Source organism: Arthrobacter mobilis, assembly GCF_012395835.1.
In the GTDB taxonomy this organism is placed as follows: domain Bacteria; phylum Actinomycetota; class Actinomycetes; order Actinomycetales; family Micrococcaceae; genus Crystallibacter; species Crystallibacter mobilis.
This window is the reverse complement of the sequence record NZ_JAAZSQ010000004.1, coordinates 76,212-93,374: the sequence shown is the minus strand read 5'-3', so window position 1 is coordinate 93,374 and position 17,163 is coordinate 76,212. Positions and strand designations below refer to the sequence as shown.

The window sequence follows — 17,163 nt, the reverse complement described above, 5'->3', positions numbered from 1 at the left end:
CCGGGGACCGCTCCGGGTCAGAGGGCAGCGGCCTTGGCACGCAGCACGGCGCTCTCCCGCTGGTTGGCGGCCAGGCCGGCGGCGGTAAGCAGCTCGGAGCGGGCTTCCTCGGTGCGCCCGAGCCTGGCGAGCAGTTCGCCCCGCACGCTCGGCAGCAGATGCGAGCCGCGCAGCGCGCCGTCGGACGCCAGCCCGTCGACGATGCGCAGCGCCTCGGCCGGGCCGGCCGCCATCGACACCGCGACGGCGCGGTTAAGCTCCACGATGGGACTCGGCGCGAGCCGCCCGAGGGCCTCATAGAGCAGCACGATGCGGTCCCAGTCGGTCTCATCGATGCTCGGGGCGGCCGCATGGCACTCGGCAATGGCCGCCTGCAGGCCGTAGCTGCCCCGTCCGCGGCCCGCCGCATCCGCCCGCTCGAGCGCCGCGCGGCCCCGGGAGATGGCGGAGCGGTCCCAGCGCGAACGGTCCTGGTCGGCCAGGAGGACAGGGGTGCCGTCGCGCGCGACCCGCGCGGCGAAGCGCGATGACTGGAATTCCATCAGGGCCACGAGCCCGTGCACCTCCGGCTCGCGCGGCAGCAGCCCGGCAAGGACACGGCCGAGCCGCAGCGCCTCATGCGCCAGCTCGGTGCGGATCCACCGGTCACCCGATGTCGCAGCGTACCCTTCGGTGAAGATCAGGTACACCACCCCGAGCACCGCACCCAGCCGGGCGCCCCATTCATTCGGGTCCGGCGCCTCGAACGGCACCCGCGCGGCCGAGAGCGTCTTCTTGGCCCGCACGATGCGCTGCTGCACGGTCGCGACCGGCACCAGCAGCATCCGCGCAATCTCCTCGGTGGTCAGGCCGCCGACGATGCGCAGGGTCAGGGCGACCTGCGCCTCGCGCGAGAGCACGGGGTGGCAGGCGGTGAAGACCAGCCGGAGCACGTCGTCGTCGATCGGCTGCCACTCGTCGTCGCGGGCCTCCTCGAGGTCGTGCGCCAGCGTGCGGTAGCGCGCGTCGAGCCGCTCCTGCCGGCGCCAGTGGTCGATCGCCTTCCGCTTGGCCACGGCCGTGAGCCAGGCGCCCGCGTTCCGCGGGACGCCTGACTCCGGCCACTGCGTGAGCGCGTCGACGAGGGCTTCCTGGGCCAGGTCCTCCGCGAGGCCGACGTCGCCGGTCATCTTGGCGAGCGTCGCGACGATGCGCGCGCTTTCGATCCGCCAGACGGCGTCGACAGTGCGCCGGATGTCCGTCACGGGGGTCACCGGATGCGCAGGCCGCGGACGCTCAGACCTGGTCGTGCTCGGCCCGCCAGGCCGCTTCCTTCTGGATGTGCTCGTTGTCGGCGAAATCCTCGAAATCGCTCATGTCGGTGACGCGGCGCACCTCGAGCTTGTTGCCGGGGCCCAGCGGGCAGCGGCTCGCCCACTCGATGGCCTCTTCCTTGCTGGCGGTCTGGATGATCCAGAAGCCGTTGAACAGTTCGTGGGTCTCACCGTAGGGGCCGTCGGTGACGATCGGCTTCTCCGAGTCGAAGTCCACGACGAAGCCCTCGTCCGCGCCGGCGAGCCCCTCGCCGGCGAGCAGCACCCCCGCCTTGGCCAGTGCCTCGTTGTACTCGCCCATGGCGTTGATGATCTGCTCGAAGTCGGCCTCCTTCATGGCCTCGAGCGCGGCGTCGGTGGTGCGCATGATCAGCATGTACTTCACGGTGTTCTCCTTCGTTGCCAGGCCGCCGGGTGCGTCCTTACACTAACGCGTCGAGCGGGAGAGCGCCGGATCGACATCGCTGCCGAAAAAATTTCCGAGCCATCCCCGGGCACCGGCCGCGAACTCCTCCGGTGCCAGGGCCGGGGCGCCGGCGGGGATTTTCCCGAGGAACGGGACGGGCAGCGCGCGCAGGTACTCCAGGTTGGACAGTTCCACCTCGTCCGGGTCCTTCGGCCAGGAGCCGATGACCAGCCCGGCCACCGGCAGCCCCCGGCGGGCCAGAGCCTCCAGGGTCAGCTGGGTGTGGTTGAGGGTGCCGAGTCCGCTGCGGCAGACCACCACCGTGCCGGCGCGGCCGGGGAAGGCGGCGGCGAGGTCGGCCAGGGTATGCCCGGCGGCGTCCAGTTCCACCAGCAGCCCGCCGGCGCCTTCGATGAGCACGTGGCCGTAGCTGCGCGCGAGCGTGCTGATCCGCCCGATGTGCCCGGCCAGGGGCGGCAGCTGCGCGCCCTCCAGCACCGCGGCGGGCGGCGGAGCCATCGGGGCCTGGAGCCGGATGCCCTCGAAGACGGCGCCGGTGCCGGCCAGCCGCTGCACTTCGTCCACGTCGCCGGGTTCGTGGCCAAGGACCCCGGTCTGGGTGGGCTTGTAGACGGCCACCCGGCCCCGGGAGCCGGCCCGGGGCCGGGTGGCCCGGGACAGGGCGGCGGCCAGGGCCGCCGTCGTGACGGTCTTGCCGACGCCGGTGTCCGTTCCGGTCACGAACAGCAGCGGCGGCAGGGATGCAAGGTCAAGGGTCATGGGTTTTCCCGTTCGACGGTGACGGCCAGCGGGGCCTGGAAGGAGAGCAGCCGCAGCCAGCCCGGCTCCGGCCCGCACAGCCGTACGTCCGGCAGGGTACGGGCGGTCTCCTCCAGGGCCAGGACGGTTTCGAGTTCGGCCAGCTTCGCGCCCAGGCAGCGGTGCAGGCCGTAGCCGAAGGACAGCGAATAGGCGGTGGGTCCGGCATCCTGGCCGTGGTGCCCGGCCAGTTCCAGCAGGATCTCGGCGCCGGCCGGCAGCGTGGTGCCGCCCAGCTCCGTGTCCCGGGGACAGGCCCGGCGCCAGGTGTGCACCGAGGGCTCCTCGGCCAGCACCGTGCGGACCAGTGCGGCCCCGGAACCGCCCTCGGCCAGGGCACGCCAGCGGCGGGCATCCTCCAGCGCACGGTAGAGCGCGGTGCTAATCAGCAGCGCCGTGGTTTCCTGTCCGGCGATCAGCAGGAAGTAACCGAGCGAGCAGACCTCGGCGGTGCCCAGGCCGGCCGCATACAGGGCGCCGAAGAGGTTGTCGCCGCCGCGGCTGGCGATGACTTCCGCGCGCAGCCAGCTGTAGAACTCGGCGGCGGTTCCGGCCAGTTCAAGCTGGCGGTCCTCGTCCGGCCAGCCCCAGAACAGCTCCAGCGAGTCCCGGCTCCAGCGTTTGAGCACCTGGGCCTCCGGCAGCGGGAAGCCGGTCAGCTCCTGCATGATCACCGGCGGGATGTGCGCCGCGACGGCGCTGGCCAGGTCCACCGGCCCGTGCGCCAGCTCCGCCGCTGCGGCCCCGGCGTGCTGGCGGGCCAGCTCGCGCACCCGCGGACCGGTGGCGGCAACCCTGGCGGGGGTGAAGAAGCCGGCCACCACGGAGCGCACCTGCCGGTGCAGCTGACCGGTGGCCGAGGCCAGCACCGGCGGCAGGGCGAAGCGGGCCCGGCTGAGGATCCGCAGCGCTGCCGGGCTCAGCGGCACCACCGAGGTCAGCGCATTGGTGGGCAGGAAATCATCGACCCGGCGCAGGACCTCGCGGACCTGCTCCGGATCCTGGACTACGTGGTAGCCCATGCGGCGGCCTCCGTGGGTGACAGCAGGGACCTGAGCAGGCCCGTGGCCCAGCGGAGCTGTTCCGGGGCCAGGTCCGCACGGGCGGTCAGCCGCAGGCGCGAGATCCCGTCGGGCACACTCGGCGGGCGGAAGCAGCCGGCCAGGACCCCCGCCTCTTCCAGCCGGGCGGCCAGTTCTGCGGCGCGCTGCGCCGGGCCCACGGGCACCGGCTGCACGGCGCCGGCCGCCTGCTCGATCCCGCACCCGGCGGCGAGCAGCGCCGCATTGCGTCCGACGGCTGCCACCCGGTCCGGTTCGGCGGCGATGATCCGGCAGGCCTCGGCAGCTGCTGCCGCGGAGCACGGGGCCAGGCCGGTGTCGAAGATGAAGGTCCGTGCGGTATTGACCAGGTGCTCGCGCAGCGCGGCGGAGCCGAGCACGGCCCCGCCCTGGGCGCCGAGGGCCTTGGAGAGCGTGGCGGTGACTGCCACATGCCCGGCCCCGGCCAGCCCGGCGGCGTGCACGGCGCCGCGTCCCGCTCCGGCGACGCCGATCCCGTGGGCCTCGTCCACCACCAGCAGCGCATCGTGCCCGGCGCAGAGTGCGGCGGTGGCGGCCAGGTCGGCGGCGTCACCGAGCACCGAATAGATGGATTCGATCACGACGACGGCGCGCGGCTGGGTGCGCGCGGCCAGCAGCTTCGCCAGCGTATCCAGGTCCGCATGGGGAAACATTCCGACGGGGGAACGGGACAGCCGCGCGGCGTCGATCAGCGAAGCGTGGATGTGCTCATCGGCGAGGATCAGCGTGCCGGGGCCGCCCAGGGCGGTGAGGATGCCCAGGTTCGCGGTGTAGCCGCTGGAGAACGCCAGCGCCGCGGGCTGGCCCGTGAGTGCACAAAGTGCGGCCTCGAGCTCTTCGTGCACCGGCTGGGTGCCGGTGACCACGCGGGAGGCCCGCGCTCCGGTGCCGTAGCGTTCGACGGCGGCAATGCCGGCAGCCTGCAGCCGCGGATCGGCGGCCAGGCCCAGATAGTCGTTGGACGCCAGGTCCAGCACCGCACGTCCCGCGGTGCGCGGGATGGCCTGCCGGAGGACGCCACGCCGGCGGCGCACCCGGGCCTGGGCGGCGAGCCAGTCCTGCATGCTGCCCATCAGCCGTGCACCTGCCGGACGGCGGCGGTGATCCCTGCCCCGACGGCGGCCACGTCCGCGCCGGAGCAGATGTACGGCGGCATGGTGTAGACGAGGTTGCGGAACGGCCGCACCCACACCCCGTGTTCCAGCGCGGCGCGCGTGACCGCCTGGACGTCCACCGGTCCGGCCAGTTCGACGACGCCGACCGCCCCGAGGACGCGCACGTCCCGGACCGAGGCCAGGCCCGCGGCCGGGGCCAGGGACTCCCGGAGGCCGGCTTCGATGCGCCGGACCTGCTGCTGCCAGCCGGCGCCGGCCAGCACGTCCAGCGAGGCGGAGGCCACGGCGCAGGCCAGCGGGTTGGCCATGAAGGTGGGCCCATGCAGCAGGGCACGGCCCGCCGCGGAGGCCGAGGCAGTAATCACCGCCCCGGCGTCGGCCGAGCACAGCACCGCGGCCAGCGTCAGGTACCCGCCGGTCAGGGCCTTGCCCACGCACATCACATCCGGCACGACGCCGGCCCACTCGCTGCCGAAGAACCTGCCGGTGCGGCCGAAGCCGGTGGCGATTTCGTCGAAGATCAGCAGCAGCCCGTGCTCGTCGGCGGTCCGGCGGAGCGCCTGCAGGCATTCGGGTGCGTAGACGTGCATCCCGCCGGCACCCTGCAGCACCGGTTCCACGATGATCCCGGCCAGCTCCCGGCCGTGCTGCTCCACCGCGGACTCCAGCCCGGCGGTCCAGGCGGCGACGGCCGCCGGATCGGCCCGCAGCTCGCCGCCGGAGGTTTGTCCGGCGGACCACCGCGCCGCCGGGGGCTTCGGCAGGAAGTGCTGTGCCGGCAGGGAGGGGAAGGCCGAGTGCATGCCGTCCACCGGGTCGCACACGCTCATCGCGCCGAAGGTGTCCCCGTGGTAGCCGCCGCGCAGGGCCAGGAACCGGTGCCGCCCCCGGCGCCCGGCAGCCGCCTGGTACTGGATGGCCAGCTTCAGCGCCACCTCCACCGAGACCGAGCCGGAGTCGGCGAGGAACACGTGCCGCAGCGGCGCCGGGGCCAGCTCCACCAGTTGTTCGGCCAGCCGGACGGCGGGCTCGTGGGTGAGTCCGCCGAACATCACGTGGCTGAACTTCCCGGTCTGGTCCCGCACCGCCGCATCCAGCACCGGGTGCCGGTAGCCGTGGATCGCGGCCCACCAGGAACTCATCGCGTCCACCGCCTCGAACCGCTCCCCGGCGGCGGACTCCAGCTGCAGCCGGACGCCCTCCGCCCCGGTGACCGCATACGGGGCGGGCCCGTCCAGCGGGGCATAGGGGTGCCAGAGCAGGCCGCGGTCGCGGGCGGCGAGCGAAGCATCAACCAGCCCGGTGCCGGCCGGTACCGCCTCAGGCATTGGGGGCAAGCTCCGTGCCGGCGCCGCGGCGCCGGATGGCAATCCCGGCGCCGGCGGCGCCGCCGTCGTTTCCGGACGCGGCCGGGACCGGTCCGGCCGGGGCCAGCACCACGAAGCCGGCGTCGGCGATCATGTCCAGGTCCGCCTGGGCGGCCTGGCCCTCGCTGGTCAGGTAGTCGCCCAGGAAAAGCGAATTGGCCACGTGCAGGGCCAGCGGCTGCAGCGAGCGCAGGTGCATCTCGCGGCCGCCGGCCATGCGCAGCTCGGTGTCCGGGCAGGCGAAGCGGACCAGGGCCAGGATCCGCAGGCAGTGCGCGGGCGTAAGCAGCCAGGTGCCCTCCAGCGGGGTGCCCTCGAAGGGCATCAGGAAGTTGACCGGGATCGAGTCCGCATCCAGCTCGCGCAGGGCGAAGACCGCGTCGATCAGCTCCTCGCCGGTCTCGCCCATGCCCACGATCAGGCCGGAGCAGGGGGACAGGCCGGCGTCCTTGGCCTTGCCCACGGTGCGCACCCGGTCCGCGTAGTCGTGGGTGGTGCAGATGTCGGCATAGTTGGATTCGCTGGTGTTGAGGTTGTGGTTGTAGGCATCCACCCCGGCGGCCTTGAGCCGGTCCGCCTGCCCGTCCTTGAGGAGGCCCAGGCACGCGCAGACCTCCACCTGGGGGTGCTCCTGCTTGAGCCCGGCCACCATGGTGGCCACCCGGTCCACGTCCCGGTCGGTGGGGCCTTTGCCGCTGGCCACCAGGCAGACCCGGGACGCGCCGGCGCGGATGCCGCTGGCGGCCTGCTCGGCGGCCTCCTCGGGCTTGAGCCAGGTGTACTTGAGGATTTCGGCGGCCGAGCCGAGCCGCTGCGAGCAGTAGGTGCAGTCCTCGGGACAGAGGCCGGACTTGAGGTTGACGAGGTAGTTGACCTTGACGGTGTCGGCGAAGTGGGCACGGCGCAGCCTGGCCGCGGCGGCGACCAGGTCCAGCAGTTCGTCGTCGCCGGAGTCGAGGATGGTGCGGGCCTGCCCGCGGGTCAGGGTGCCGCCGGCGAGCTGCTGGTCGGCCAGGTCGTGAAAGGAATTGAACACCGTTCAATGGTGTGCGGCGCGGGCAGGGTTGTCAACGTGTTGCATGATGGAGTCCGGACCTGAAGGGGGAGTGGCGATGGCCCTGTCGCGCGAGCAGATCGTCGAGGCCGCGCTGTCGATCCTGAACAGCTACGGTTTTGCCGACCTGTCGATGCGCCGGCTGGCCAAGGAGCTGGAGGTCCAGCCCGGCGCCCTGTACTGGCATGTGAAGAACAAGCAGGACCTGCTCACCGTGCTGGCCGAGCGCATCCTGGCCCCGGTGTCGGTGGATTCGGCGGCGGACGCGCGCGCCGGCGTCCGGCAGGCGGCCCAGGACATCCGCGCCGCGCTGCTGGCCGTGCGCGGGGCGGCCGACGTCGTCTCCCTGGCGCAGGTGCTCCGGCCCGAGCTGCTGCTGCCGCTGCGCGAACTCGAGGCGCTGCTGGCCGCCGGGCCGCTCACCGTCCAGCAGGCGCGCTGGGGCGCCCGGACGCTGATCCACTACATCCTCGGCGCGGTGGCCGAGGAGCAGACGCATGCCGAACTGGCCGGCGCCGGGCTGCTGCCGCCCGGCGGGCAGGACGACGCCGAGGCGTTCCTGTTCGGGGTGGATACGCTGCTGGCGGGGCTGCTGCCCGAAGCGCGCTGAGGCCGGACCCGGGAGGGCCCGGCCGCGGTTTTCCGGCAGCTGCCGGGGCAGGCGGCGTAGAATTCGAAGCGTCAGGCGTCAGCACGGACCGATCCGGGGTGGCCGGCATGGCCGAGGACAACACAGGGGACACGACGGGCGGCGGGAAGCCGGCCAGCTGGTGGACGACCATGCCCGGCATACTGACCGCGGCCGCGGCCCTGATCACCGCCGTGACCGGCCTGGTGGTGGGGCTGGCCCAGGCCGGGCTGCTGGGCAGGCCGGGGCCGGAACCGGGGCCCGCGGCGTCGTCGCCGGCAGCGCCCGGCCCCGCCGAAACCCCTGCGGGAACGTCCGGCCGGGACGGCGCGTCCGGTCCGGATAAGCCGGCGGGCAGCGGGGGATGGGAAGCGACCGTGCCCACCGGGGAACCCATCCGTTCCGGCACCGTGGAATATGTCGTGACCGGGGCGCAGGTGCGCCCGGATGCGGACGGCTACCTGGCGGTGGCCTTCACGATCAAGTGCATCAACCACGACCGCTACGACCTGAACTTCTGGGACTCGACCTTCCGGCTCCAGATCGGCGGGGACAGCATCGCACCGGTTTCCGGACTGAACGAACTGGTCGCGGGCGATTCGACCAAAACCGGCGAGGTCGCCTTCAGGGTACCGGACTCCACCCGCGAGGCGGTGCTGCGGATCAAGTTCCTCGAGGGCGAGCGCAGCGTGCCGGTGGCCCTGTCTCCGCGCTAGGGATGTTGTTGAACCGGTTCAGCCGGACCGGCCGACCGGCGCAGGGCCGCCCGAAAAGCAAAAGGCGCTCCCGGGCTTGACGGCGGCCATCCGGGTCCCCAGTCTGGGTAGGACCGGCGGGTCCGGCGCAGGCCGGCCCACCGGAGGGACGGAGCGGAGGGGGAAGGTATAGCGCGGCGGGAAAAGCCCACGCTGCAGGATGCGGTATTCAGGGACCCGCTGCGCAGCTCGGGCGGACTGCACGAGGCGGGCCGCTTCCGCCGCGGCGTTGCCGAATTCCTCCGGCTCCCCCTGGTGATCACCGCCGTTTTCTGCGCGGCCGCGGTGCTGGTGTCCGTCCTGGACGCCGCTGAGGGCGCGGCCCCCTCGCGGCGGCTGGCGGCAGCCGTAGTGCCAGACGGAGGCTCAGTGGAATTTATTACCGCCGTCGCCACCAGCCTGCTGACGGTGACCTCCATAACGTTCTCCGTGCTGCTGCTCGCCGTGCAGCAGACCGCAAGCTCGCTGACCGCGGTGGTATTCGACCAGTTCCTGCGCCGCCGTGCCAACCAGGCCTATTTCGGTTTCTTTGTCGGGGCGTCCGCCTTCACTTTCATCATCCTGGGACTGGCCCGCGAGGAACCCGCGCCGGTCCATGGTGCCGCGCTGACACTGCTGCTGGCCATCACCGCGCTGGTGGTGCTGCTGCTGCTGATCCACAGCAGCATTGACCAGATGCGCCCCGAGTCGGTAGTCAGGTCCATCCACGAACTGGCATTGCGTGCCCGGGAACGCGAGCTGGTGCTCCTGGGCCGGACACGGATGAAGCGGACCACTCCCGAAGGTACTCCGGAACGCCGGGTATGCGTGCTGGACAGCGGCTATGTCGTAACCGTCCATGTGGACAAGCTTGCCGACATCGCTGCCTCTGCCGGGAACGGGGTCGAGGTCCTGGTCGAGGGGCAGCTGGGAAAGTACCTGGTGTTCGGCGACGTGGTCGCCCGGCTGGTCGGGGTCGACCCGGACGATGACTCCCGGGACGAAGAGGTGTTGGCCGCATTCGGCATGGACGACTTCAGGGACGTCACCATCGAGTCGGGGTACGCCATCGACCAGCTGGAGAACATCGCTTGGGAAACCGCCACGAGCGCGGCCCAGAGCCCGCAGACGGCCGCCGTCGCCGTGCGTGCCCTGAGCGACCTGCTCGGCCGCTGGCTGATCGCCGGTGAGCGGGACCGTTCGGACCGGGCGGAGCAGCCCGAGGAGCTGCCGGTGGTCTACCTGGACGGGGCCGTGGAGCAGGGCATCCGGGCGCTGGCCACCTTGGTGGTGGGCAGCGCGGAATCACGCCAGGCCAAAACCTGCGCGGAAATCATCCGGGCCTTCGCCCGGATCGCTCCGCGCCTGCGCGAGGAGGACAAGGCGGTGTTCGAGGAGGTCCTCGACTCCGCGCTGCCCGCATTGATCCAGCACGCCGAACTGCCTGTGCTGCGCGATTCGCTGCGGGACCTGGAGGAGGTCCTGGAACAGGCCGGTCACGACGTTGCCCGGCTGGCGGAGACACGCGGCCTGCTCGCTGAAGCGAGCCGGCGCCTCATGCCCAAGCCGTCCGACGAACCCGAGGCAGTCCACCCCGACTAGGGCGGCCGGACACGCGTGGATCCCGCGCCCCGGAAGGGGACGCGGGATCCACGCACAGCGGGTCCGGCGACGGACTTGGATCAGTTGTCCACCGGCAGCAGCAGCCCCTTGACGTCCGGATCGGTCCGCAGGAAGTCCTGCACGGCCGGGTCCTTGAACGCCTTGATCAGGTTCTGGATGTTCTCCGTGTCCAGGTAGTCGCTGCCCACCGTCAGCTGGCCGGCGAACTCGTCCGGCGCCGGCGGGGCGTAGATCTGCTGCTCGAGCGGGACCTTGGCGGCGACATAGTACTCGGTGTAGCCCACGGCGGCGTCCAGGTCAGGCAGCGCGCGGGACTGGGCGGCGAAGTCCAGCAGCTTGAACTCGAGGTTCTTCGGGTTCTCGACGATGTCCTTCTGCGTCGCCTGCCACTTGTTGATGCCGTCCTTGAGCTTGATCAGGCCGGCCCGCTCGAGCAGCCACAGGCCCTGGGCCTCGTTGGCAGGATCGGAGTAGAGCGAGACGACGGCGCCCTCGGGCAGCTCCTCGATGGACTTGTGCTTGGCGGACCAGACGCCGAAGCCCCAGCGGAACACCGGCGTCGCGGCGGTTTCCTTGAAGTCCGGGTTGGCCTCGAGGACCTGGGCCAGCCACAGCTTGTGCTGGTAGACGGTGGCGGCGACTTCGCCGGTGCTCACGGCGCGGTTGAGCGTGTTGCTGTCGCTCAGGCCCTTGAACGCCACCTTGATGCCGTACTTCGGAGCCACTTCCTCGGCCACGAACTCCACCAGTTCCTGCTCGGCGTGGTTGCCTTCGGCGGTGACCACGGTGAGCGTGGCGCCGGGGATTTCGTTGGGGGACTTGGATCCGCCGAGCACGTTGGTGCCGATCAGCGCACCGGCCGCGACGACGGCGGCGCCGGCGCCGAGCAGCCAGGGCAGCTTGCGGCGCTTGCGGACGGTGAAGCCGTGGTCCTGCGGCGAGGAGCCGGTCTTGTCTTCGGTGATGGTCATGTGAATTGCCTTATCTCTTGCAGTGGGGGAGGGGAGGGGAACAAGCAGTACAGGGGTCAGCGGTGCAGGCGCAGGGCCGGGGTGGTGAACCGGACCAGCCGGTCCCCGAGCAGCTGCACCAGGGCAACGGTGAGGATCAGGATGACGATCGTGGCGAGCATGACCGTCTGGTCGAAGCGCTGGTAGCCGTAGGTAACGGCCACGTAGCCGATGCCGCCGGCGCCGATGGTGCCGGCGATCGCCGAATATTCGATCATGGCGATGGTGTTGATGGTCAGGCCGCCGATGATCGCCGGCACCGCCTCGCCCAGCTGGGCGGTCCGGATGATCTGCAGCGGGGAGGCGCCCGAGGCACGGGCGGCCTGGGTGACCGTCCGCGGCACGTCCCGCAGGCAGTTCTCCACCAGCCGGGCGAAGAACGGGATGCCGGCCAGGGACATCGGCACCACGGCGGCCGGGATGCCGATGTTGGTGCCGGTCACGAACCGGGTGAACGGCACGATGGCGGCCATCAGGATCAGGAACGGCAGGGACCTGCCGATGTTCACCACCCAGCTGAGCACGGCGTAGACGGCGCGGTTCTCGAACAGTCCGCCCGGGGCCATGTTGTGCAGGGCCACGCCCAGCGGCGTGCCGGCCAGCACCACGATGGCCATGACGATGCCGACCATGGTCAGGGTCTCGCCGTAGGCCGGGACCAGCAGCCCGGGCAGATCCGCCAGGGCGGTGTCCCCGGCGCGGGGCACGATGACGGCGGTGGCAAGGGGAAGGTTCATTGTGCGTGCTCCAAGGGTGCAGGCGCGTCCTCGCGCGCGGTGTCGTTCCGGACTGTGTCGTGTCCGCCAGTGCCGGCCAGGGTGCCGGGCTCGGCCCGCAGGCCGAGCCGGGCGAAGGCGTCCTGGACCAGCGCCGGGGAGCCGCTGCGCAGCCCGACCGTGGCCCGGCCGGTGCCGACGCCGTTGATGGTTTGGATGGTGGCTGCCAGCAGCGAGGCCGGTTCGCCCAGCTCCTGCGAAATCCGCTGGAGCCAGTCATGGGGGACGTCGTGGGAGTCGTAGGTGACCTCCCACAGCCGCGCGCCCTCCTCCGGCACCGCCGGGGTCAGGTGTGGCTGCAGGGCCCGGCCGAGCGCGGAGTCGTGGTCGGTGAGCAGGTCCACCACGCGGCCGGACTCGATGATCCGGCCGTGCTCGAGCCTGGCCACCGAATCGGCCACCTGCAGCACGGTGTCCATCTCATGGGTGATGAACACGACCGCCAGGTCCAGGTCGTCCCGCAGCTCGCGCAGCAGGGACACCACGGACCGGGTGGTGTCCGGGTCCAGCCCCGAGGTGGCCTCGTCCGAGAGCAGCACCGAGGGCCGCAGGGCCAGGGCCCGGGCGATGCCCACCCGCTGGCGCTGGCCGCCGGAGAGCTGGAAGGGGTAGTGGTTGGCGCGGTGCGCCAGGCCGACGCGCTCGAGCAGCTCGCCTACCCGGGCCTTGATTTCCCGGGGTTCGACGCCGAGGTATTCCAGCGGCATGGCGATGTTCCCGGCGGCGGTGCGGCGGCTGAACAGGCTCGCGGACTGGAAGACGGTGCCGATGCGCCGGCGCGCTTCGCGCAGGCGCTTTTCCGGCAGGCTGCTCAGGTCCTCGCCGTTGACGACGACGGAGCCGGAGGTGGGCCGCTCCAGCAGGTTGATGCACTGGGCCAGGGTGCTCTTGCCGGCGCCGCTGGGGCCCACGACGGCGAAGATCTCGCCGCTGTCCACGGCGAAGTCCAGCTTGTCCAGGACCGTGACGGCGTTGGCGCCGTGGCCGTAGACCTTGGTCAGCTGATCGAGACGGATCATGTCGGTTCTTTTCTGTAGTGCCGGGAGGCAGAACGGAAGGGGCAGGGCAGGGTAAAGCAGGGTGAAGGCAAGGTGGCGGCGCCGCGCGAAGATTCCGCGGCGTCGTCAGCGGTACGGCAGGAAGCCGCTAGACGTAGGAGGGCTGTTCGAGCCGCGTGAAGCCGGAAGCGTGGAAGATCAGCGGCTCGTGTGCGTCCTGGTGCCGGTCGAGCCGGTGGACCCGCAGCAGGACCACATGGTGGTCGCCGGCCGGGATTTCCTGTTCCACCGAACACTCCAGCCACAGGGCGGCCTCGCCCAGCAGGATGGCCCCGCCGTCGGTGGTGTGCAGGCGCAGGCCGGCGAAACGGTCCCCGGTCTTGGACGCGATCTGGCGGCACACGCCGTCGTGCCCGGTGCCCAGGACCGAGACGCCGATGCGTCCGGAACGGCGGACGAGCGGCCAGGTGCGGGAGGTGTTCTGGACGGCGAACATCACCAGCGGCGGGTCCATGGAGACACCCACCGTGAACGAGGAGGCGACGATGCCCTGCGGGGCGCCGTCGACCAGGGAACAGAGGGCAGCGATGCCGGAAGGGAAACGTCCGAAGGCCTGGCGGAGCGAGTCAGGCTGCAGGTCATCGCTGAGGGGCATGGGGGTGTTCCTTTGCCGTCAGGCGATCGGCAGCCCGTGTCCGTGCAGGGCCGCCGAAGCGCGGTACTTGCCGCGCCGGTTGTTCCGGCGGGCCGAATCTTCACCTGGAGCACCCCGCTACTGCGGGAGGGTTGCCGGCCAACAAGCCAGGGCTTCGCGTTGGCACTCTTGATTCCGTAACAAAGCTAGAAGCTGGAGGGCGCTGCGGTCAATTTCCGGCAACAGTTCGTAAAGTTCGCGGCAGGAGCGCACCTGTCCCGCCCTTCCCACTGTCCCTGCCGTATGGAATGATCCAGCAGGGAACATCAGGCAAACAGGGGAACGCAAAGGAAACACCGTCTGGCTGCACCGGTGTTCCCGGCACAGATGAATATCGCTGAAAGGCCATTGGGGGATGACCGATCATTGGGGGACGGGCGCCGGCGCGCGCCCACAGCAGGGCAGGCACGGGGGCAGTTTCAGCGTGGCCGGCAGGCGGACGCGGCGGCGGATGCCTCGTGTGCGGCGCGGGCGGAGCCGGTCCAGCGGCCGCATCATTGCCGTGGCGGTGGTCCTGGCGCTTGTCGTGGGCGGGGATCTGTGGACCCGGTTCGTGCCCGTGGACCTGCTCACGCCGCCGGCCTTGCGGGAGCACCCGCTCGCCGGCTACGAGGAAGCAGCCCGGCCGCTGGGTGCACCCGCGCCGCCTACGATGTCCAGCGGCTCCTACACCTTCAACTACGCAGGCGTGGGCGACCGGCCGTTTGTCGCCTTCAGCCCGTGCCGCCCGGTCCACTACGTGGTCAATAACCGCCACCAGCCGCCCGGCGGCGGGCAGTTGGTCAGTGACGCGGTGTCCCGCATTTCCAAGGCGACCGGGCTGCGCTTCGTGGCCGACGGCACGACGTCGGAACGGGCTTCGGCGGACCGGGAACCGTACCAGCCGGAGCGCTACGGGGACCGGTGGGCACCGGTGCTGATCGACTGGGTGACGACCGCCGAGGAGCCGGTGTTCGCGCTGGCCGAGGCCCACGGCGGCACGACGCGGCTGGGGGACGCCCGGGCCCTTCCGGTCTCCCGGGAAGGCTCCGCGGACGTCCTGGTGACCGGGCAGGTGCGGCTCAACGCCACCGCGCTGGGGGCCAGGCTGCGCGATCCCGGCGGTGCCGCGGCGGTCCGGGCCACCATCCAGCATGAGCTGGGGCATATTGTCGGGCTGGGCCACACCTCGGACGCCTCGCAGCTGATGGCCGCGACCAGCACCGGACAGACCGAGTTCGGCGCCGGGGACCTGGTGGGCCTGGCCGCCCTGGGCACCGGCCCCTGCGCGCCCCGGATCTGACCGGCCCGCGCCGGAGCGTTCTCAGCGCGGCGTCGTCCGTGTCCGCAGTGCCACGGCCAGCAGCACCAGCGCCGTCAGCTGGAGGGCCCCGACCGCGGCAACCAGGACGGGCGTACGGCCGTAGAGCCCGCCGGCCAGCGCGCCGCCGGCCAGTGCCGCACCGCCCTGGATGGCGGCGAAGACGCCGTAGGCGGTGGCCCGCTGCTCCGCTGGGACGAGGTCCGCCACCAGCGCCTTCACCGTCGAATCCTGGATGCCGGTGGCAATGCCCCAGACTGCGACGCCGGCCAGCACCGCCCAGAGGCCGGGGGAGAAGGCGAGCCCCGGCACGAGCGCGACCAGGACCGGCAGCGCCAGCAGCACGCCTGCCCCGCGCCGGTCATAGGCCCAGCCCGTGGCCAGGGCGGCGGCTGCCTCGGCCAGCATCGCCCCCGCGTACACCAGCGGCACCGCCGCGAGCGGCACCAGGCCGGCTTCGGTGAGATGGAAGGCGATCACCCCGAACGTGACCAGGCCTGCGCTGGTGGCCCCGGCGGAGGCGGCGAACAGGTAGAAGTTCCGGGGCAGCCGCATCGCGGACGGAGCGGCGGACGGTGCCGCCGTCGTTCCGCCGGTTTCGTAGACGCCCGGGTCGGGAACGCGCCGGCGCAGCCAGACCAGCAGGGCCATGGCCACCGCCCCGGGCAGGGCGAGCAGGGCCATGGCCGGCCAGATGGCGGAGGTCGCTGCGACGGCGGCAGCGACCAGCAGCGGCCCGGCGAACGCGCCGAGCTGGTCCAGCAGCTTGTGCACGGCCATGCCCTTGCCCCGGCCCACCGCCCCCGCCGCATAGGCCAGCAGGGCGGATTTGGCCGGCGAGCGCACCGCCTTGCCGGCACGTTCGGCCAGGATCAGCAGCACGGCCAGGGCCAGGCCGGCGCCGCCGGCGAACGGCGCCACGGCCAGCAGCGGTACGCAGACGGCGGTCATCGCATAGCCGGCGATGGTCAGCGTCCAGTACCGGCGGGTGCGGTCTGCCAGCGGGCCGAAGAGCAGCCGGAAGACCAGCGCGATGCCTTCGCCGGCGCCCGTGACGAGCCCTACCACCAACGCGGTGGCCCCGAGCCCGGCCAGCAGCGGGCCGGTGATCGAGCGGGCACCCTCGTAGACCATGTCCGCGGTCAGGCTGACCAGGCCAAAGGCGATGATCGCCCGCCACGGGGGCAGCGGCCAGTGGGGAACCGGGCCGGAAACAGGAGCGCCGGAATCGGCAGGCTGCATCACGCAATGAGCCTACCGCCCGGTACCTGCCGGCCGGGAGCAGGCCGGTGCAGGATGCCCTTTCTATCGGCCCGCTACGCGCGTAGCGTTTTTTATATCCCTATCCATTCCGCATCAACCAGATGGGTGTGAGTGCAATGCCGGAATTCATGGATGTACATCACAACATGGTGGGCATCACCAAGGAGGATCTGAAGGCTGCCCACGCGGCAGATCTGGCCGTCCAGGGCGAGGAGGGCGTTAATTTCAAGCAGGCATGGGCGGATCCGGAGTCCGGTGTGGTCTATTGCCTCTCCGAGGCGCCGGACGCGGACGCTGTCAAGCGGGTCCACGAGCGCACCGGACATCCCGCGGACGAAATCCATCCTGTCCCGCTGGTCGTCTGACCGTCCTCCGCAACTGTGGCCCGGGCCGGCCGCTGCCGGCGGCCCGGGCCGCAGCGCTCTTCCCGGCCGCGGGCCCCGGGGGTAGCCTTGACCGGGCCGCCGCTATACGCTGGCGGAAGGTATTTTTCGAGTTCCGGGTGACGCCATCGGAGGTCTTCAGATGGGCTTTGAGCAATACCACGAACCGGCCGGCGAACTATCCGCAGAGACGCGGACCTTCGCCCGGATGTGCGCGAACCTGACCGAGGAAGCCGAGGCGATCGGCTGGTATGAACAGCGCATTTCGCTGGAACGGGATCCGGCGGCCCGGGCCATCATGCTGGATTCGCTGGCCGAAGAATACAAGCATTTCAGCATGGAGCTGGAGTACCTGTTCCGGGCCAAGCCCAAGTGGCGGGAGATCGCCCGCGGCATCCTCTTCCAGGATGGCGACATTGTGGCCAACGGGACGGCAGCCGAGTCCGCAGCCGGTTCGGAGGGCGGGCAGCGCGGCGGCGGGGAGCAGCAGCGCGGCCACCATCACGGCGGCCACCACCACCACGAAGGCGGCGGGCACCACCACGATGGCGGGCACGGCGGCGGGAAGCAGCATGGCGGCCACCACCACCACGACGGC

Annotated in this window: 18 protein-coding genes and 1 riboswitch; of the genes, 6 read left to right on the top strand and 12 right to left on the bottom strand. The window is 71.6% G+C overall.

Going from position 1 to position 17,163, the window contains the following annotated elements:
* Nucleotides 1–17: 17 nt before the first annotated feature.
* From HGG74_RS06475 to bioB, 7 genes are read right to left on the bottom strand one after another with little or no spacing between them, the layout of a single operon-like run.
* Nucleotides 18–1,244 (bottom strand): RNA polymerase sigma factor, encoded by a 1,227-nt coding sequence (locus tag HGG74_RS06475; RefSeq protein ID WP_168485536.1) that lies wholly within the window; start codon nucleotides 1,242–1,244, stop codon nucleotides 18–20.
* Nucleotides 1,245–1,275: 31 nt separating this feature from the next.
* Nucleotides 1,276–1,698 (bottom strand): YciI family protein, encoded by a 423-nt coding sequence (locus HGG74_RS06470; protein WP_168485535.1) that lies wholly within the window; start codon nucleotides 1,696–1,698, stop codon nucleotides 1,276–1,278.
* A 42-nt stretch (nucleotides 1,699–1,740) separates the two neighbouring features.
* On the bottom strand, nucleotides 1,741–2,499 hold the full coding sequence (bioD, locus tag HGG74_RS06465; protein ID WP_168485534.1) for a dethiobiotin synthase: 759 nt from the start codon (nucleotides 2,497–2,499) through the stop codon (nucleotides 1,741–1,743).
* Nucleotides 2,496–3,560, bottom strand: a complete 1,065-nt coding sequence (locus HGG74_RS06460) for a cytochrome P450 family protein (RefSeq protein ID WP_168485533.1) — start codon at nucleotides 3,558–3,560, stop codon at nucleotides 2,496–2,498. Before HGG74_RS06460 ends, bioD begins: the two co-directional genes overlap by 4 nt.
* Nucleotides 3,545–4,693 carry an 8-amino-7-oxononanoate synthase gene (locus HGG74_RS06455; protein WP_312856766.1) on the bottom strand — a complete coding sequence of 383 codons (1,149 nt, stop codon included), beginning with the start codon at nucleotides 4,691–4,693 and terminating at the stop codon, nucleotides 3,545–3,547. The genes HGG74_RS06460 and HGG74_RS06455 overlap by 16 nt, the downstream gene beginning before the upstream one ends.
* Nucleotides 4,693–6,063, bottom strand: coding sequence for an adenosylmethionine--8-amino-7-oxononanoate transaminase (locus HGG74_RS06450; RefSeq protein ID WP_168485532.1), 1,371 nt, complete (start codon nucleotides 6,061–6,063; stop codon nucleotides 4,693–4,695). The genes HGG74_RS06455 and HGG74_RS06450 overlap by 1 nt, the downstream gene beginning before the upstream one ends.
* Nucleotides 6,056–7,138, bottom strand: coding sequence for a biotin synthase BioB (gene bioB / locus HGG74_RS06445; RefSeq protein WP_168485531.1), 1,083 nt, complete (start codon nucleotides 7,136–7,138; stop codon nucleotides 6,056–6,058). Before bioB ends, HGG74_RS06450 begins: the two co-directional genes overlap by 8 nt.
* Before the next feature lie 76 nt (nucleotides 7,139–7,214).
* Here bioB and HGG74_RS06440 point away from each other — a divergent pair, with 76 nt between their 5' ends.
* The 3 genes from HGG74_RS06440 (at nucleotide 7,215) to HGG74_RS06430 (ending at nucleotide 10,120) form a co-directional block, all read left to right on the top strand.
* Nucleotides 7,215–7,766, top strand: a complete 552-nt coding sequence (locus HGG74_RS06440) for a TetR family transcriptional regulator (RefSeq protein ID WP_168485651.1) — start codon at nucleotides 7,215–7,217, stop codon at nucleotides 7,764–7,766.
* Between the two features lie 107 nt (nucleotides 7,767–7,873).
* Nucleotides 7,874–8,500 carry a hypothetical protein gene (locus tag HGG74_RS06435; RefSeq protein WP_168485530.1) on the top strand — a complete coding sequence of 209 codons (627 nt, stop codon included), beginning with the start codon at nucleotides 7,874–7,876 and terminating at the stop codon, nucleotides 8,498–8,500.
* Between the two features lie 168 nt (nucleotides 8,501–8,668).
* The gene (locus tag HGG74_RS06430; RefSeq protein ID WP_312856773.1) at nucleotides 8,669–10,120 is read left to right on the top strand and encodes a DUF2254 family protein; all 1,452 of its coding nucleotides are present in this window, start codon (nucleotides 8,669–8,671) and stop codon (nucleotides 10,118–10,120) included.
* A gap of 80 nt (nucleotides 10,121–10,200) precedes the next feature.
* On the opposite strand, the gene HGG74_RS06425 is transcribed toward HGG74_RS06430, so the two are convergent.
* From HGG74_RS06425 to HGG74_RS06410, 4 genes are all read right to left on the bottom strand, one after another.
* On the bottom strand, nucleotides 10,201–11,112 hold the full coding sequence (locus tag HGG74_RS06425; RefSeq protein ID WP_168485528.1) for a MetQ/NlpA family ABC transporter substrate-binding protein: 912 nt from the start codon (nucleotides 11,110–11,112) through the stop codon (nucleotides 10,201–10,203).
* Between the two features lie 56 nt (nucleotides 11,113–11,168).
* Nucleotides 11,169–11,888 carry a methionine ABC transporter permease gene (locus HGG74_RS06420; protein WP_168485527.1) on the bottom strand — a complete coding sequence of 240 codons (720 nt, stop codon included), beginning with the start codon at nucleotides 11,886–11,888 and terminating at the stop codon, nucleotides 11,169–11,171.
* Nucleotides 11,885–12,946 (bottom strand): methionine ABC transporter ATP-binding protein, encoded by a 1,062-nt coding sequence (locus HGG74_RS06415; protein WP_168485526.1) that lies wholly within the window; start codon nucleotides 12,944–12,946, stop codon nucleotides 11,885–11,887. Before HGG74_RS06415 ends, HGG74_RS06420 begins: the two co-directional genes overlap by 4 nt.
* A gap of 127 nt (nucleotides 12,947–13,073) precedes the next feature.
* Nucleotides 13,074–13,580 (bottom strand): flavin reductase family protein, encoded by a 507-nt coding sequence (locus HGG74_RS06410; RefSeq protein WP_168485525.1) that lies wholly within the window; start codon nucleotides 13,578–13,580, stop codon nucleotides 13,074–13,076.
* Nucleotides 13,581–13,638: 58 nt separating this feature from the next.
* A riboswitch (SAM riboswitch) is annotated at nucleotides 13,639–13,754 on the bottom strand.
* Nucleotides 13,755–14,127: 373 nt separating this feature from the next.
* Between HGG74_RS06410 and HGG74_RS06405 the strand changes: the two genes are divergently transcribed.
* Entirely contained in the window at nucleotides 14,128–14,901 is a 774-nt protein-coding gene (locus HGG74_RS06405; RefSeq protein WP_168485524.1) for a zinc metalloprotease, read from the top strand.
* A 21-nt stretch (nucleotides 14,902–14,922) separates the two neighbouring features.
* Here HGG74_RS06405 and HGG74_RS06400 read toward each other — a convergent pair whose 3' ends face one another.
* On the bottom strand, nucleotides 14,923–16,161 hold the full coding sequence (locus tag HGG74_RS06400; RefSeq protein ID WP_168485650.1) for an MFS transporter: 1,239 nt from the start codon (nucleotides 16,159–16,161) through the stop codon (nucleotides 14,923–14,925).
* A 149-nt stretch (nucleotides 16,162–16,310) separates the two neighbouring features.
* Between HGG74_RS06400 and HGG74_RS06395 the strand changes: the two genes are divergently transcribed.
* A complete protein-coding gene (locus HGG74_RS06395; RefSeq protein WP_205761495.1) occupies nucleotides 16,311–16,547 on the top strand; it encodes an SCO4226 family nickel-binding protein in 237 nt (78 codons plus the stop codon).
* Nucleotides 16,548–16,707: 160 nt separating this feature from the next.
* Nucleotides 16,708–17,163: ferritin family protein (locus HGG74_RS06390; protein WP_246262702.1), on the top strand; the 456-nt coding region annotated here is incomplete at its 3' end.

What these genes read in the sequence shown, in the direction of transcription:
- HGG74_RS06440 (WP_168485651.1), top strand. Translation starts at nt 7,215, where the DNA reads ATGGCCCTGTCGCGCGAGCAGATCGTCGAGGCCGCGCTGTCGATCCTG.
- HGG74_RS06400 (WP_168485650.1), bottom strand. Translation starts at nt 16,161, where the DNA reads ATGCAGCCTGCCGATTCCGGCGCTCCTGTTTCCGGCCCGGTTCCCCAC.
- HGG74_RS06410 (WP_168485525.1), bottom strand. Translation starts at nt 13,580, where the DNA reads ATGCCCCTCAGCGATGACCTGCAGCCTGACTCGCTCCGCCAGGCCTTC.
- bioD (WP_168485534.1), bottom strand. Translation starts at nt 2,499, where the DNA reads ATGACCCTTGACCTTGCATCCCTGCCGCCGCTGCTGTTCGTGACCGGA.
- HGG74_RS06415 (WP_168485526.1), bottom strand. Translation starts at nt 12,946, where the DNA reads ATGATCCGTCTCGATCAGCTGACCAAGGTCTACGGCCACGGCGCCAAC.
- HGG74_RS06450 (WP_168485532.1), bottom strand. Translation starts at nt 6,063, where the DNA reads ATGCCTGAGGCGGTACCGGCCGGCACCGGGCTGGTTGATGCTTCGCTC.
- HGG74_RS06455 (WP_312856766.1), bottom strand. Translation starts at nt 4,693, where the DNA reads ATGGGCAGCATGCAGGACTGGCTCGCCGCCCAGGCCCGGGTGCGCCGC.
- HGG74_RS06435 (WP_168485530.1), top strand. Translation starts at nt 7,874, where the DNA reads ATGGCCGAGGACAACACAGGGGACACGACGGGCGGCGGGAAGCCGGCC.
- HGG74_RS06460 (WP_168485533.1), bottom strand. Translation starts at nt 3,560, where the DNA reads ATGGGCTACCACGTAGTCCAGGATCCGGAGCAGGTCCGCGAGGTCCTG.
- HGG74_RS06425 (WP_168485528.1), bottom strand. Translation starts at nt 11,112, where the DNA reads ATGACCATCACCGAAGACAAGACCGGCTCCTCGCCGCAGGACCACGGC.
- HGG74_RS06395 (WP_205761495.1), top strand. Translation starts at nt 16,311, where the DNA reads ATGGATGTACATCACAACATGGTGGGCATCACCAAGGAGGATCTGAAG.
- HGG74_RS06420 (WP_168485527.1), bottom strand. Translation starts at nt 11,888, where the DNA reads ATGAACCTTCCCCTTGCCACCGCCGTCATCGTGCCCCGCGCCGGGGAC.